This window comes from Roseicyclus sediminis (genome assembly GCF_025515305.1).
GTDB lineage: Bacteria > Pseudomonadota > Alphaproteobacteria > Rhodobacterales > Rhodobacteraceae > Roseibacterium > Roseibacterium sediminis.
This window is the reverse complement of record NZ_JAOPHT010000007.1, coordinates 1-15,275: the sequence shown is the minus strand read 5'-3', so window position 1 is coordinate 15,275 and position 15,275 is coordinate 1. Positions and strand designations below refer to the sequence as shown.

Below are 15,275 nucleotides of genomic sequence, written 5' to 3'. Positions count from 1 at the left end.
TCGCGCTTCGGTTCCGGGACATGCCACCTCGACCTCGACCTCGACCAGGGGTGGGGCACTGGCAGGCGCGGAACGTGACATCGGCGCTTGGGAATGCGCGCGCGCTCGGCTAGGAAGGGTCGAAGACGCGTGAGTTCAAGTCCTTGGGGCCCTTTTCCGCCATGACGGACCCGATCCTGATCACCTCCATCCTGATGCTGGGCCTCTTGCTCAAGTTCATCGGCTTCACGGTGCGTGACGAGTTGTGGCTGAGGATCCTCGTGATGGCGGGCCTCGGGTGCGACGCGCTGTTCTATGCGCTTCGCCCCGAACCCGTGATCCAGTCCGTCTTCGCCAACGTCCTGTTGTTCTCGGTGAACCTCTCGCTCGTTCTCCTGATCGTGACCGAACGGACGACATGGCGCATGTCCGAACCCGACCGGGAACTGTTCGCCCATTTCCCGACCCTGACACCGGGCCAGTTCCGGCGCCTGAAGCGCATCATGCGCCGCGAGACGGTGGAGGCGGGTACGCCCCTGGCGCTCGAGGGGGCGCCGGTCGAGGACCTGATGCTGGTCTTCTCCGACCGCATCGAGATCGACAAGCAGGGGGCGGTCTTCCCGATCGCGGGGCCCGCCTTCGTGGGCGAGATCGCGCTTCTGACCGGCAATCCATCGAGCGCGGGGGTCACGCTGCCCGAGGGGGGGACCGTCGTGCGCCTGCCGATCGAGGCGCTGAAGGCGCGGATGGCGCGCGCGCCGTCCCTGTCGAACGCGATGGTGGCGCTCTTCGGGCGGGAACTGGCGCGCAAGGTCGCCGACAGCGTGCCGATGGAGCGCGCGGCCAACGCCCGGGCGCTCAGCGGGGCGGAGACGCTCCGGGTGCGGGGCTGAACGCGGGCGGGGCCGCCGCCCTCATCGCCACGAGCTTGCGCCGAACCTCGGCTTGCGGTGCATGGCCCGCCGCAAGCGCGATCTCCTGCCGAGCCCCGATCCCGGGCAGAGCACGTTCGCCCGGAAGGTGCAGGACCCGCGCGGTGTCCTCGCTCGCCACCGCCGCCGCCCCCGCCGCTCCGGGAACCGTGTCTCCCCGATCAGAACCTCGGCACCGGCGCGCCGCGGTCGCGGGCGCCAGACCCCAAGAGTTTGCCATCGAACGGGAATTCGCCCATGCTTGCCGGAATTGGGTAACAGGTGGTGGCAGGGAGGTGACGCGCGTGCCGACAGGCGTGAAGCAGGGTCGCGAACCCGCCGCAGGCCGGGGCGGCCCATGCGTCGGCTGACCCTCGCGCTCGGCCTGTCGATGACGGCGCTGCTCGTGGCGCTGACCGTGCTGGCGCCACCTATCCTCGAACGCGCGCGCGACGCCGTCTTCGACAGCTACCAGAGGGCGAGCCCACGGCCCTACGACCCGGCGGCCCCCGTGCACATCATCGACATCGACGAGGCCGCGCTCGACGCCTACGGGCAATGGCCCTGGCCGCGCAGCTACCTCGCCGCGATGACCGACCGGCTGTTCGAACATGGCGCGGCGGCAGTGGGCTACGACGTCCTCTTTGCCGAGCCCGACCGCACCTCGCCCGAGCGCATCGCCGAAAGCTGGACGCGTTTCCGCCCCGGTATACCGCCGGTCCTGCCCGATCTCGGCCTGCCGCCCCATGACCTCGTCTTCGCCCAGGCCATCGAGGGGCGGCCGGTGGTCCTTTCGGTCTCGGGCGCGGCCGAGGGCGAGGTGCCTTTGCCAAAGGCCGGTGTCGCGGTCACCGGGGACTGGCCCGCGGGGCTGACGGCCTTTCCCGGGGCCATCGTCAACCTGCCGGGCCTGACCGCCGCCGCCGCAGGGCTCGGCACGATCAGCCTGGGGCGGACCGCCGACGGGGTCACGCGCACCGTTCCCATGGTCACGATGATCGGCGACACGCCCATGCCCTCGCTCGCCGCCGAGCTCCTCCGCGTGGCGCAAGGGGCGGGGGGGCATCTGCTGCGCACCTCCGAGGCCTCGGGCGAGGTCTCGGGAGGGACGGTGGCCGCGGTCGCCATGCGCACCGGCGCGCTCAGTTTCCCGGTGGAGGCCGACGGACGCTTCCGCATCCATTTCGCGGGCTACACGCCCGAGAGGGTGACGCCCGTCGGGCGCGTGCTGGAGGCCGAGGGGATCGATCCCGACCTGCAGGCGCGCGTCGCGGGGCGGATCGTGCTCGTCGGCTCCTCCGCCCAGGGGCTGTTCGACATCCGCACCACGCCGCTTGACGGGGCGATCGCGGGGGTCACGCTCCATGCCGAGATCATCGAGCAGATCGTCGAGGGCGATTTCCTAAGCCGTCCCGACTGGATGCCGGGGCTGGAGCTGCTGCTCGTCGTGTTGACGGGCCTGACGCTGACCGCGCTGCAGATGCGCGAGAGGCCGGTCCTCGGCGTCGCGGCGGCGGCGATCCTCGCGGGGGGCGTGGTTCTTGGCGGAACGCTCGCGTTCCGGCACGCGGGCGTTCTCTTCGACCCTGTGATGCCGGCCCTGACGGCCCTGGCCGTCTTCCTGCCCGGCACGACGCTTGGCTTTCTCGCCAAGGAACGGGCACGCCGGGCCATTCGCGCGCGCTTTGCCTATTTCCTTCCGCCTTCGCTGATCGGCCGGATCGAGGCGAACCCGGAGGCCGCGCTGACGCCGGGCGGGGCCGAACGCGAGCTGACCGTGATGTTCGTCGACATGCGCGGGTTCTCCACCGTCACGGAGGGGATGCCGCCCGACCGGGTCGTGGCGCTGGTCAACACCTACCTCTCCGCCGTGGCCGAGGCGCTGGTGGACCGGGGCGCGACCATCGACAAGTTCATGGGCGACGCGGTGATGGCCTTCTGGAACGCGCCCATCGCCGCGCCCGACCATGTCGCCCTTGGGTTGGAGGCCATCGCCGCCGTGGAACAGGCAGTGTCCCGGGCGACCGCGGAGTTGGCCGAGACGGGCCTGCCCGCGGTGCGCGTGGGGATCGGCCTCAACACCGGGATGGCCTTCGTCGGGCTGATGGGCTCGCGCGACCGGCTGAGCTATACCTGCATCGGCGACAGCGTGACGCTCGCGGCCCGGCTCGAGGGGCTGACGCGGGCCTACGGCGTCACCAATTGCGTGGGGCCCGAGGCGGCGGCGGGGTGCCCGCCGGGGCTGATCGCCGTGCCGCTCGACCGGATCGCGGCCAAGGGTTTCGCCCGCGCGGTCGAGGTCTTCACGGTCCTGCCCGAGGATACCCCCGGCCTCGCCGCCTTCGCGGGCGCGCTTGGCGTCGGGCGCGCGGCCTATCTCGCGCAGGACTGGGACGCGGCCGAGGACGCCTTCAGCGACATTGCCCGGCAGGAGCCGGCCTTCTGCGACACGGGCGCGCTTGTGCAGCTCTACCTCGATCGGATCGCCGCATGGCGGCTCGACCCGCCGCCGCCCGAATGGGACGGAGCGGAGGTTGCGCTGAACAAGCGGTAGGCCCGCGCTTCAGACCTCGGGGTCGAACCCGATCTCCGGCGGGGGTGGTTCGATCACTCCGCCTTCCTCTTCGATGATCGTCGGGTCCTCGGGCTCTGACAAACCATCGATCAGGCCGGTCAGCGTGTCGGCGTCGAACCCGTCCTGGAAGATCTGGCGGTCGAACTCCTCCCCGTCGGGCGAGGCGGGGCCCTGTCCGGGCCCGACCGCGGGGCCGGTCCCCGGTCCGCCGCGCGAGACGACCACGGGCGCGCCGTCGATCAGGCCGAGGACATAGGCCAGGAAGTCCGGCGCGACCCGCCCCTGGTAGCCATCCTCGGTCAGGACGCCGCCCGGACGGCTGGTGCAGCTCCGCGCGCCGTTCACGACGATGCAGAGCCGGTCGCCCGCGATGAAGATCGCGATGGTGCGCCCGTTGGTGTGCAACACCAGCGCGGAAGACCCGCGGATGCCGATGGTCGAGGTCGGCGTGACGATCACCGCCTCCTGGTCGCGGCTGAGCGTGCCGCCGATGAAGCGCAGCGCGCCCTCGGTCAGTTGCAGGCCGATCTCGCCGGTGCCGCGGTTCGGATCGAACACGAACCGGTCGAGAACGATCGTCGTGTTCGGCGCGAGCGACAGCGTCGTCTGATCGAGAAACAGAAGCTGTCCGCGCCCGGTGGCGGAGCTTTGCACCGTCTCGTCGGCCACGACGTCCGTGCCGAGCGCCAGTGTGCGCGTCCCGGCGCCGGGCGGCGTTCCGCGCAGCGTGGGCTCGCTGGAGGCGACGGTACCGATCTCCTGCGACAGGGCGGGCAAGCCCAAGGCGGTGGCCAGCAGAAGGGCGGCGAGCGGGGTCTTGCGAAGCCTGTTCATCTCAGAACTCCCAACCCAGTTGCACCGAAAGAACCGTCTCGGAGGCGGGATTGGCGCCGTCCCTGTCGAGGAAGCTCGCGCGGGTCTCGACGAAAAGGTCGCCGCCGAGGCCCGCCCGGAGGAAGAGGCCCCCGGCACTGAGCGTCTCGTCCCTCGGCGTGCCGGCTTCCGTGATGTCGCGCCAGTCGACCGAGGCGAAGCCGCCCGCCCTCCAGTCGTCGCCGCCGAGCGAGGCGGGGCCGTCGAACCGGTGGGAATAGTCCAGGCGCAGGCCGCGACTGTCTTCGTCGCGGTTCCCGCTTTCCTCGGACCCGAAAGATCCGGTCAGCCGCATCTGAGCGTCACGCGAGAGGCGGTAGACGAGGCCGATGTCGATGTCGTGGAAGTCGATCGAGGCGCCGGTCGTGCGGAACTCGCCCCAGCCCACCGAGATGTCGGCGAAACTGCCGAGCGTGGCGGTGTGCGGATTCTGGTAGGCCAGGCCGATCGACAGCGCATCGTAGTCCGAGGCGGGCGCGTCGGGGTACCGGACGGCTTCCAGTTCCACATAGGGTTGCAGGAGCGGACCGAAGGCGTCGCCGGTCAGCCGCAGCTCAGGTCCCGTGCGCAGCCGGAAGGACCGCCGGTCGCCCGCATCCGCGCCCGCATCGCTGTCGAGCAGATAGCTGGAGACCGCCATCTCGGTGACCCAGTCGGTGGCGTTGGCGTCGCCCATGTCGATCCGCCAGTCGAGCGCGCCGCTGAGTGCGAGACCCGTCTCGCCATCGGCCGAGACGACGCCGGCGGCCACGTAGCCCGAAATCCGGCTGGGCGCGTCCCGCTCGGCGGCGGCCTCGCGGTAGGCATTGGCGGCGGCGATCTGGTCCGGCCCGAGCGCGCCCGAGGCCGAGGCCGCCGCGAGGTGGTATTCGGCGAGCGGGTAGTTGCCGAGCGCGAAATAGGCGGTCGCAAGCTCCAGCCGGGCGGTCGCGTTGCCCGGTTCGAGGTCGATCAGGCGTTCCAGCGTCGAGACCGCGGCCTCGTAGTCGCGGAGCGCGACCGAAAGCTGCGCGTAGCGGAGCATCAGCGCCCGGTCGGCCGGTGCGTCCAGCATCCGGGCGAACACGGCCTGACGTTCCGTTGCCAGGCCCTCCGCCGCGGCCGGCGCGGCCAGGAGGGCGGCGGCGATCATGCAAAGAACGACCTTCCGCGCCCGCTGCGGCACCTGCGGTTCCTTCGTCTCGAACATGCTATCCCACCGTACAGCGTACAAAAACGCCGAAACGGTAGACGCGGCGGGACAGCGAATCAACTACGGGTTCCCGCATCCGCGTGCCTTCGCCGGCCACAGAGGCGAATCGGCCACGCGGGCTGCGCGCGTCAGTCGCCGAGCTTGGCGTGAACCTCGTCGAGGTCGATCTCGCCCGTCGGCATCTTGTTGGCGGGGTTCTCGAAATCGTAGCGGAACAGATCGAAGTCGCTTTTGTAGATCTCGTAGACGAGGTGCATCGACAGGTCGTCGAAGTAGTCCTCCACCGGGTGGAGCCGCTTGGGCCCGTGTCCCTCGCTCTCGTTGAAGCGGGGCACCTCGGCGAGATCGACGGGATGGGCCATCTCGATATTGTCGAGCACGGTCTGCATGCCGTCGTTGAACGCCTCGGTCCAGAAGATGTGGTCGTAGCGCCCGCCATTGACCACGAAGGTCGAGATATGGCCGGACATGGACGACCAGTGGATGTCCGGGTCCATCGGGCGGCGCCAGCGGATCGTGTCGCGCGCGAACAGCAGGAAGCGGCGGAAGCTCGCGATCTGGTCGAACTCCTCCTTGCCGTCCTCGCCGCCCACATCGATGCCGTATTTCTGGATCAGAAGGGGGACGAGGTTCCCGCGGTAGCGCCGACCGTTGCGCTGGATGCCGCAGATCTTGTCGAAAAAGCTGGACAGGATGCGGGTGTAGGGATTGCGGACGCAGGTGAAGGCGTAGGACTTGTGCGCACGGATATTCGCCTCGATCAGCGGCTGGCTCGCGTCGAAGGCCCATTTGTGCATGCCGGCGGTGGCATCGTGGATGTCGCCGTCGAAGAACTCGCCGTTGTCGCTGTAGTACATGATCTGACCGATGGTCGAGCAGGCGCATTTCGGCACCACGCGGTAGACCACGCTTTCGCTCGTCGTCATCCAGGTTCCGGGGAAGCCCATCTGTGCCGTCTCGCCTCTGCCTGTTGCCTCTGTGTGTCGCGTCGTTCTTGTTGCGGTTCAACCGGTCTTGCGCCCCAAGGGCCATGTCATGCGACAAAGAAGCAAAGAAGTCGTGTTTCTTCAATCGCCCTGCGTTATGGCTGACACAACAATAAACAGGTTCTGAGCGCTACCGTTTCGAGCATGGCAAAGATCGCCTTCATTCTTCTGTGCCACAAGGACCCCGACGCCATCATCCGGCAGGCGGAGCGGCTGACGGCGTCCGGAGACTGCGTGGCGATCCATTTCGATGCCCGCGCCCCGGTCGAGGCCTACCAGAAGATCCGCGAGGCGCTGGCCGATCGGGCGGACGTGACCTTCGCGGCGCGGCGGGCGAAATGCGGCTGGGGCGAGTGGAGCCTGGTGCGCGCCACGCTCAACGCCGTGGAGGCGGCGGTCGAGGCGTTTCCGGACGCCACCCATTTCTACATGCTTTCAGGGGATTGCGCGCCCGTGAAGTCGGCGGCCTATGCCCACGCCTTTCTCGACGCCGCCGACCGCGACTACATCGAAAGTTTCGATTTCTTCGCCTCGGACTGGATCAAGACGGGCCTGAAACGCGAGCGGCTGGTCTATCGGCATGTCGTGAACGAGCGCACGCAGAAACGGCTGTTCTACGGGATGATGGCGCTGCAGCGGCGGCTCGGCCTCGAACGCCGCATCCCCGCCGACATCCAGGTGATGATCGGCAGCCAGTGGTGGTGCCTGCGACGCCGCACGATCGAGGCGATCCTCGACTTCATCCGGCAAAGGCCCGATGTCGTGCGCTTCTTCCGCACCACATGGATCCCCGACGAGACCTTCTTCCAGACGCTGGTGCGCCATCTCGTGCCCGACCGCGAGATCGCCAGCCGCTCGCTGACCTTCAAGATGTTCAGCGACTACGGAATGCCGGTCACCTTCTACAACGACCAGTACGACCTGCTGATTTCACAGGACGACCTATTCGCGCGGAAGATCAGCCCGGAGGCGGTCGCGTTGAAGGACCGGCTTGCCGCGCTTTGGGATTCGGGGCGCACCGATTTCACCGTCGGGCAGGAGGGGCCGAAGCTTCATGCCTTCCTGACGGGGCGCGGACGGATCGGGCGGCGTTTCGGCACACGGTTCTGGGAACGCGAGAGCACGCTCGGGCCCGACCGGGAACTGTTCATGATCGTCTGCAAGAAATGGCATGTCGCCAAGCGCATGTTGCACGCCGCCGAGGACCGGCTGGCGATCCGGGGGATCGAGTATCTCTTCGACGAGGATGCCTGCCCGGTGCCGCACCTGGGCGGGATCGAACGCACGCTGGAGAAGCGCAACCGCCACCGCCGCGCGCTGATGCGGATGCTGTTCGACTATTACGGAACCGACCGGCTGATGATCTGCCTCGATCCCGCGAACATCGACCTGATGCGGGATTTCATGTCCGACCGGGCCAACGCACGCATTCTCGAGCTGCAATGCGTCTTCGACGATCAGTATCTCGTGGGCCATGCCCGCCGTGTCGGTCTCGCCACCGAGAAGACGCCCGACGAGGTGATCCAGCGCATGCTGCCGACCCTGCGCCACGAGTTCGACGACCAGTCCGTGCGCATCCGCGAGGCGGAGTTCCAGAACCACTGGCGGCTGCGCGAGGGGCGCAGCACGGCCGAGAACGCCGCCGTCCTGAGCAGCTGCTTCGACATGGACCCGGACACCGGGTATGCCCTTGCCGAGACGCCCTATCTCTTCTCCGACTGAAGGAGGCTTTTGCCGATGGCCTATGCCTATGACGACCAGAACATCTTCGCGAAGATCCTGCGCGGGGAGATCCCCAACGACACGGTGATGGAGACCGAGCACACGCTCGCCTTCAACGACATCCGTCCCCAGGCGCCGGTCCATGTGCTGGTGATCCCGAAGGGGCCCTACGTCACCTTCGACCATTTTGCGGCGGAGGCGAGCGCCGAGGAAATCGCCGATTTCCACCGCGTGGCGGCGCGGATCGTGGCGGCGGCCGGGATCGCGCCGGGCGAGGGCGGGGCGGGCTACCGCACGCTGTCGAATGCGGGCATGGATGCGGTTCAGGAAGTGCCGCACTACCACATGCACATTCTCGCCGGCCGCCCGCTCGGACGGATGCTCCAGCCGGCCTGACGGAGCAGCCCCCGGGGGGGCTGCGCGCCGCCTGTCTCGCCTGACGGCTCGGTTTCGGGGGCTCCGCCCCCGGGGCCTGCGGCCTCCCCCGGCGTATTTCAGGGAAAGATGAAAGGGGCAGAGCGGACTTGCCGGGCTGACGTCAATTTGCCATATCGGCCCCTGACGAGCGACCGAGGATCAGCCCCATGCCCATCCCGCCCCCCGAGACCGAGATCGTGACCGCCTGGCGCGTGTCCTGCGACGGCGGCGAGGGCGCGCTTGGCCATCCGCGCGTCTGGCTGTCCCTGGACCGGGATACCGGTTTCGTCGAATGCGGCTATTGCGACAAGAAGTTCGTGCACGCCGATTTCGCGGACGCCGCGACCGGCAGCGGGACCTGACTGTTCAGGCCAGCGGAACCGTCGCGGGGCCGCATTGCAGCACCACCTCGCGGGTTTCGCGGCGGATGTAATCGAGCACGTTCTCTCCCGACCAGGCCTCGACCGTGCGGCCGTCCTCCGTCTCGCCGATGCCGATGGCGGTGCCGGTTGGATCGTCGCGGCGGAAATACTGCACCGTGCCCGCCGTCCCGTCCTCGCAGGCGAAGCGGGCCTGGCCCTTGGCATTGTCCCAGTCGCCGATGCAGGCCGCGCCGGTGTCGAGCCGGCCTTCGAGCCGCCCGCTGTCCCAGCCGATGCCGCCGCCGACGAAAAGGGTCTCGGTGCCGATGCAGGCGATGACGTGGGAGCAGCTGTCGGGGCTGTCCATCGTGAAGCGGCATTCGGGGTCGAGCGTCATCTGCTGCGACAGGGCGGCGGCGGCGCCTGTGAAAAACACGGTCGCACCGGCGCGGAGCGCGGGGTAGAACCGGAACGAGCAAGTGCGGAGGACGGAATGGCGTTCGGCAAGGGTCATCATCTTCACCTCGTGGACGGGTCGGCGTTCATCTTCCGCGCCTACCATGCGCTGCCGCCGCTGACGCGGAAATCCGACGGCCTTCCCATCGGGGCCGTGTCGGGCTTCTGCAACATGCTGTGGAACCAGATCATCAAGGATCACGGGGCCGATGCGCCGACCCATGCGGCGGTCGTCTTCGACAAGGGCAGCCATACATTCCGCAACGACCTCTACGATCTCTACAAGGCCAACCGCGACGAGATGCCGGCGGATCTGCGACCGCAGATACCCCTGACGCGGGAGGCGACGCGCGCCTTCAACATCGCCTGCCTGGAGATGGAAGGTTTCGAGGCCGACGACATCATCGCGACACTGGCGCGCCAGGCGCGCGAGGCGGGCGGGCGCGTCACGATCATCTCGTCCGACAAGGACCTGATGCAGCTGGTCGGCGGTGGCGTCGAGATGTTCGACGCGATGAAGAACCTGCGGATCGACGCGGAGGGGGTGGAGGCCAAGTTCGGCGTCGGCCCCGAGAAGGTGATCGACGTGCAGGCGCTGGCGGGCGACAGCGTCGACAACATTCCCGGCGCGCCGGGGATCGGGATCAAGACCGCCGCGCTTCTCATCAACGAATACGGCGATCTGGACACGCTTCTGGCGCGCGCGGAGGAGATCAAGCAGCCCAAGCGGCGCCAGACGCTGATCGAGAACGCGGACCAGATCCGCCTGTCGCGAAGGCTCGTGACGCTCGACGATCACGTGCCGATGGAGGAGACGCTCGACGACCTGGAGGTGCTGGAGCCCGAGGCGGAGCGGCTGATGGCCTTCCTGGCCGAGATGGAATTCCGGACGCTGACCAAGCGGATCGCGGAGAGCCTCGGGGTGGATGCCCCGGTGATCGCCGACAACGATTCGGGCGGCGCGGAGGCCGAAAGCGTGGCGGAGGCCGCGCCCGAGCACCCGCCGATCGCGCACGAAAGCTACGAGACTGTGCGCGACATGGAAGCTCTCCAGCCCTGGCTGGAGGCGGCGCGGGCGCGGGGCGTGGTGGCGATCGACACCGAGACGACCTCGCTCGACGAGATGGTGGCCGACCTCGTGGGCGTCTCGCTCTGCGTGGAGCCGGGGCGTGCGTGCTACATCCCCGTGGGGCATGTGAGCGGCGGCGGCGAGGACCTCTTCGCGGAGGGGGCGAGCCTGGTCGAGGGGCAGATCGCGTTCGATGATCTTCTGGCCGCGCTGAAGCCTCTGCTGGAGGACGACGCGGTCCTCAAGGTCCTGCAGAACGCCAAATACGACGTGAAGGTGCTGGCGCGCTACGGGATCGAGGTGGCGCCCATCGATGACACGATGCTGATGTCTTACGCGATGAACGCGGGCCTTCACGGTCACGGTATGGATACGCTCTCCGAGCGGTATCTCTCGCACCATCCGATCCCCATCAAGGACCTGATCGGATCGGGCAAGGGCCAGATCACCTTCGACCGGGTGGAGATCGACAAGGCCGCGCCCTATGCCGCCGAGGATGCGGACGTGACGCTGCGCCTGTGGGAGCTGTTCAAGCCGCAACTGCATCGCACGCAGGTGACGACCGTCTACGAGACGCTGGAGCGCCCGCTTGTCCCGGTGCTCGCGCGGATGGAGCGGTCGGGCGTGAAGGTCGACCGCGACACGCTCAGCCGCATGTCGAACGCCTTCGCCCAGAAGATGGCGGGGCTGGAGGCGGAGATCCACGAACTGGCGGGGGAGACCTTCAACGTCGGAAGCCCCGCGCAGCTGGGCGAGATCCTGTTCGAGAAGATGGGCCTCGAGGGAGGCAAGAAGGGCAAGAACGGCAAGTATTCGACACCGGCGGACGTGCTGGAGGACCTCGCCACGACCCATGACCTGCCGGCGCGGGTGCTGGACTGGCGGCAGCTGTCGAAGCTGAAGTCGACTTATACCGACGCGTTGCAGGACCATATCAACCCCGAGACGGGGCGGGTGCATACGAGCTATGTCATCGCGGGCGCGAATACCGGGCGGCTTGCCTCGACCGATCCGAACCTGCAGAACATACCCGTCCGCACCGAGGAGGGCCGCCGCATCCGCGAGGCTTTCGTGGCGGAGAAGGGCAAGGTCCTGGTCTCGCTCGACTATTCTCAGATCGAGTTGCGCATCCTTGCCCATATCGCCGGGATCGACGCGCTGAAACAGGCGTTCCGGGAGGGGCAGGACATCCATGCCGCCACCGCGTCCGAGATGTTCGGCGTGCCCCTCGACCAGATGACGCCCGATGTGCGGCGGCAGGCCAAGGCGATCAACTTCGGGGTGATCTACGGCATCTCGGGATTTGGCCTTGCGCGGAACCTGCGCATCCCCAGGGCCGAGGCGCAGGGCTTCATCGACCGCTATTTCGAGCGCTTCCCCGGCATCAGGGATTACATGGAGGCGACCAAGGATTTCGCGAAGAAGAACGGCTATGTGAAGACGCTGTTCGGCCGCAAGATCAACACGCCCGAGATCAACGCCAAGGGGCCGACGGCGGGCTTCGCGCAGCGCGCGGCGATCAACGCGCCGATCCAGGGGACGGCGGCGGACGTGATCCGGCGCGCGATGATCCGGATGGAGGATGCGATCGACGGCCTGCCTGCCAAGATGCTCTTGCAGGTGCACGACGAACTGCTCTTCGAGGTCGACGCCGAGGCCGTCGATCCTCTCATCGCGGCGGCGCGTGAGGTGATGGAGGGGGCTGCGCATCCGGCGGTGCATCTCGACGTGCCGCTTGTCGTCGATGCGGGGCAGGGGGCCAACTGGGCCGAGGCGCATTGATGGCCGCCATCGCGTCTTGGGAGGAGCTGCGCTCCCTCGCCCTGTCGCTCGGCCTGCCCAAGGTCGAGGACGCCGTCAGCTGGGGCAACCCGAACCTCAAGGCGCATGGCAGGATGTGGTGCTGGTGGAGCCCCTACGTCGATGCCGCCGTCTTCAAGGGCACGATCGAGGAGCGCGAGATTCTGCGTGCCGCCGACCCCGAGACATTCGTCCACCACGACCACTACGCGAACCATGGCCTGATCCTCGTCGCCGCCGGCCGGATCGACCGGGACTGGGCCGAGGCGCGGCTGCGACGCACATGGGAGGAAGCGGCGCCGAAGCGATGGCTGGCCAAATGGAAGGCCGGCGCCGCATGAGCCGTCCGCGCCCGAGGCCGAGGGGCGAGCGGGGTCCGACCCGCCTCGTCGCGTTCAACAAGCCGATGAACATGCTGAGCCAGTTCACCGATGACGGGAACTGGCCGGGGCTGGGGCGGGTGCTCGAGATGCCGGGGCTTTATCCGGCCGGGCGGCTCGACCGCGACAGTGAAGGACTGTTGCTCCTGACCAATGACGGCGGTCTGCAAGCGCGGCTGACGAGCCCCAAGGCGAACACGCCGAAGACCTATTTCGTGCTGGTCGAGGGTGTTCCGGGGGAGGAGGCGCTGGCGGCGCTGCGCCGGGGTGTGACGCTGAACGATGGCCCGACGCGGCCTGCCGCGGTGGAGGCGGTCGCGGAGCCCCACTGGCTCTGGCCGCGCGATCCGCCGGTGCGTTTCCGCAAGTCGGTGCCGGACGCCTGGCTGAAGCTCACCATCACCGAGGGCCGGAACCGGCAGGTGCGGCGCATGTGCGCGCATGTGGGCCTGCCGGTCCTGCGCCTCATCCGCTGGTCGGTGGGGCCGCACACGCTGGAAGGTTTGCCGCCCGGCGGCTGGAAGGAGTTGCAGGCATGAGTGACGAGATCGTCACCGTCGAAAGCCGCGCGGCGCTGCGCGACTGGCTTGAGGCGCATCACGCGACGTCGCCCGGCGTCTGGATCGCCAGCTACAAGAAGCACACGACGGCTTACCTGCCTTGGGGCGAGGCCGTGGAGGAGCTCCTGTGCTGGGGGTGGGTCGACGGGCAGGTCGCGGCCCTCGACGAGGACCGGATGCGCCATCGCTGCGCGCCGCGTAATCCGCGCTCGGCCTGGTCGGCCGTGAACAAGGAGATCGTGGCGCGGATGCGGGCCGAGGGGCGGATGGCGGCGGCGGGCGAGGCGGTGATCGCGTTGGCCGTGGAAAACGGCATGTGGTCCTTCCTCGACGATGTCGAACGCCTGGAAGTGCCTGAGGACCTCGCCGCAGCCCTGGGCGGGCATGCGCCGCTGTGGGAAAGCTGGCCGCGCAGCGTCAGGCGCGGCACGCTGGAATGGATCAAGACGGCCAAGACGCCGGAGACGCGCGGGAAACGCATCGCCGACGTGGTCGAGAGCGCGGGGGAGGGCCTGAGGCCCTCGCCGTTCCGACGCTAGCGGGCGTTTCACGGAGAAACGCGCAAGAAACCATGGTCTTTCAGGGCCGTTTCAGCCCGAAAGCTGGTCGTAGGCCTCCATCACCTTGGCGCCATACATGTAGCCCGGGCCCCCGTTCATCAGGACGCAGACATTCACCATCTCGGCCACCTCGGACCGCGTCGCGCCGGCACGGATCGCGGCCTTCACGTGGAAGCCGATGCAATCGACGCATTGCTTCGACACCGCGATGGCGAGCGCGATCAGCTCCTTCTGCTTGGTCGAGAGGGCGCCTTCCGCGAGTGCCGCCTCGTGCAGGGCATGGAAGCCCTGAGCCGTGGCGGCCTCCTCGGCGCGCATCGGCCTCAGGATCGAGGAGGTGTGGCGGAGCGTGTCTTTCCAGTCCATCTGGGGTCCTTTCCGGGGCATCGGTCCGGACCCGCATAGGCGCCCCCCGTCGGCATTTCCTTGCGGCAGATCAAACGCTTCAAAGGAAACGGGGCCGCGGGCGTCTCCGCCCGGGCCCCGCGAGATGCGCCGCCGATCCTCCCCGGCGTCGCGGTTCCTGTCCTCAGGCGAGCATCACCATCGGGTTCTCGAGATTGTCGACGATGGCCTGCAGAAGCTCGGCCCCGAGCGCGCCGTCGATGACCCGGTGATCGACGCTGAGCGTCACGCTCATCACGGTCGCGACGGCAAGCTCGCCGTCCGCGCCCACCACCGGCTTCTTCACGCCCGCGCCGACCGCGAGGATCGCGCCGTGGGGCGGGTTGATGACGGCGTCGAAATTGTCGATCCCGTACATGCCGAGGTTCGAGATGGCAAAGGAGCCGCCCACGTATTCATGCGGCGCCAGCTTGCGGTCGCGGGCGCGGGTGGCGAGGTCCTTCATCTCGGCCGAAAGCGCCGAGAGCGACTTCTGGTGCGCGTCCTTCAGGACCGGGGTAAAGAGGCCGCCATCGACCGCCACGGCCACCGCCACGTCCGAGGGCTTGAGCCGCAGCATCCGGTCGCCCGCCCAGACCGCGTTGGCGTCCGGTACGGCCTGAAGCGCGTTGGCGCAGGCCTTGATGATGAAGTCGTTGACCGAAAGCTTCACGCCACGGCCTTCCAGTTGCTTGTTCAGCTGCGAGCGGAACTTCAGCAGCGCGTCGAGGCGGATGTCGCGGCGTAGGTAGAAATGCGGGATCGTCTGCTTGGCCTCGGTGAGGCGGGCGGCGACGGTCTTGCGCATGCCATCGAGCTTGATTTCCTCGTATTCGCGGCCCTCGTACATCTTGGCGACCTGCGCGGCGCCCGGGCCGGTGGGCATGGCGGCCGCAGGGGCCGCAGCGGCCTGCGCGGCGGCAGCCGGTGCCGGTGCGGCGGCTGCCGCGGGAGCAGCGGCCGCGCCCTCGACGTCGGCCTTCACGATGCGGCCATGGGGCCCTGACCCCTTGATCGCCGAGAGATCCAGGCCCTTGTCAGCCGCGATG

The 15,275-nt window shown here is 68.4% G+C and carries 15 protein-coding genes; 9 read left to right on the top strand and 6 right to left on the bottom strand.

The annotated features are described in order from the left end of the window. Nucleotides 1-161: 161 nt before the first annotated feature. Together N8I71_RS10755 and N8I71_RS10750 are read left to right on the top strand one after the other, a co-directional pair. Nucleotides 162-872, top strand: a complete 711-nt coding sequence (locus N8I71_RS10755; protein WP_262877986.1) for a cyclic nucleotide-binding domain-containing protein — start codon at nt 162-164, stop codon at nt 870-872. Between the two features lie 376 nt (nt 873-1,248). Beyond that, entirely contained in the window at nt 1,249-3,444 is a 2,196-nt protein-coding gene (locus N8I71_RS10750) for a CHASE2 domain-containing protein (RefSeq protein WP_262877985.1), read from the top strand. A 9-nt stretch (nt 3,445-3,453) separates the two neighbouring features. Here N8I71_RS10750 and N8I71_RS10745 read toward each other — a convergent pair whose 3' ends face one another. From N8I71_RS10745 to N8I71_RS10735, 3 genes are all read right to left on the bottom strand, one after another. Continuing rightward, nucleotides 3,454-4,299, bottom strand: coding sequence for a FecR family protein (locus N8I71_RS10745; protein ID WP_262877984.1), 846 nt, complete (start codon nt 4,297-4,299; stop codon nt 3,454-3,456). A gap of 1 nt (nt 4,300) precedes the next feature. Next, nucleotides 4,301-5,527 (bottom strand): tetratricopeptide repeat protein, encoded by a 1,227-nt coding sequence (locus N8I71_RS10740; RefSeq protein ID WP_262877983.1) that lies wholly within the window; start codon nt 5,525-5,527, stop codon nt 4,301-4,303. A gap of 131 nt (nt 5,528-5,658) precedes the next feature. Continuing rightward, nucleotides 5,659-6,477, bottom strand: a complete 819-nt coding sequence (locus N8I71_RS10735) for a sulfotransferase family protein (RefSeq protein WP_262877982.1) — start codon at nt 6,475-6,477, stop codon at nt 5,659-5,661. A 183-nt stretch (nt 6,478-6,660) separates the two neighbouring features. Between N8I71_RS10735 and N8I71_RS10730 the strand changes: the two genes are divergently transcribed. The 3 genes from N8I71_RS10730 to N8I71_RS10720 all read left to right on the top strand — a co-directional run bounded on the left by N8I71_RS10730 (nt 6,661) and on the right by N8I71_RS10720 (nt 9,017). Continuing rightward, entirely contained in the window at nt 6,661-8,238 is a 1,578-nt protein-coding gene (locus N8I71_RS10730) for a beta-1,6-N-acetylglucosaminyltransferase (RefSeq protein WP_262877981.1), read from the top strand. A gap of 15 nt (nt 8,239-8,253) precedes the next feature. Next, on the top strand, nt 8,254-8,634 hold the full coding sequence (locus tag N8I71_RS10725; RefSeq protein WP_262877980.1) for an HIT domain-containing protein: 381 nt from the start codon (nt 8,254-8,256) through the stop codon (nt 8,632-8,634). 188 nt (nt 8,635-8,822) lie between these two features. Further along, complete coding sequence (locus N8I71_RS10720; RefSeq protein WP_262877979.1) at nt 8,823-9,017, top strand: zinc-finger domain-containing protein; 195 nt, start codon at nt 8,823-8,825, stop codon at nt 9,015-9,017. 4 nt (nt 9,018-9,021) lie between these two features. Here N8I71_RS10720 and N8I71_RS10715 read toward each other — a convergent pair whose 3' ends face one another. Beyond that, the gene (locus tag N8I71_RS10715; RefSeq protein WP_262877978.1) at nt 9,022-9,531 is read right to left on the bottom strand and encodes a hypothetical protein; all 510 of its coding nucleotides are present in this window, start codon (nt 9,529-9,531) and stop codon (nt 9,022-9,024) included. Between N8I71_RS10715 and polA the strand changes: the two genes are divergently transcribed. From polA to N8I71_RS10695, 4 genes are read left to right on the top strand one after another with little or no spacing between them, the layout of a single operon-like run. Continuing rightward, entirely contained in the window at nt 9,511-12,324 is a 2,814-nt protein-coding gene (gene polA, locus N8I71_RS10710; RefSeq protein WP_262877977.1) for a DNA polymerase I, read from the top strand. The two genes, N8I71_RS10715 and polA, sit on opposite strands and share 21 nt — an antisense overlap. Further along, the gene (locus N8I71_RS10705) at nt 12,324-12,683 is read left to right on the top strand and encodes an MmcQ/YjbR family DNA-binding protein (RefSeq protein WP_262877976.1); all 360 of its coding nucleotides are present in this window, start codon (nt 12,324-12,326) and stop codon (nt 12,681-12,683) included. Before polA ends, N8I71_RS10705 begins: the two co-directional genes overlap by 1 nt. After that, the gene (locus tag N8I71_RS10700; protein WP_262877975.1) at nt 12,680-13,261 is read left to right on the top strand and encodes a pseudouridine synthase; all 582 of its coding nucleotides are present in this window, start codon (nt 12,680-12,682) and stop codon (nt 13,259-13,261) included. The genes N8I71_RS10705 and N8I71_RS10700 overlap by 4 nt, the downstream gene beginning before the upstream one ends. Continuing rightward, nucleotides 13,258-13,821, top strand: a complete 564-nt coding sequence (locus N8I71_RS10695; RefSeq protein WP_262877974.1) for a YdeI/OmpD-associated family protein — start codon at nt 13,258-13,260, stop codon at nt 13,819-13,821. Before N8I71_RS10700 ends, N8I71_RS10695 begins: the two co-directional genes overlap by 4 nt. A gap of 51 nt (nt 13,822-13,872) precedes the next feature. Here the strand turns inward: N8I71_RS10695 and N8I71_RS10690 are convergent, their stop codons facing one another. Beyond that, complete coding sequence (locus tag N8I71_RS10690; protein ID WP_262877973.1) at nt 13,873-14,208, bottom strand: carboxymuconolactone decarboxylase family protein; 336 nt, start codon at nt 14,206-14,208, stop codon at nt 13,873-13,875. A gap of 163 nt (nt 14,209-14,371) precedes the next feature. Next, nucleotides 14,372-15,275: 2-oxo acid dehydrogenase subunit E2 (locus N8I71_RS10685; RefSeq protein WP_262877972.1), on the bottom strand; the 904-nt coding region annotated here is incomplete at its 5' end.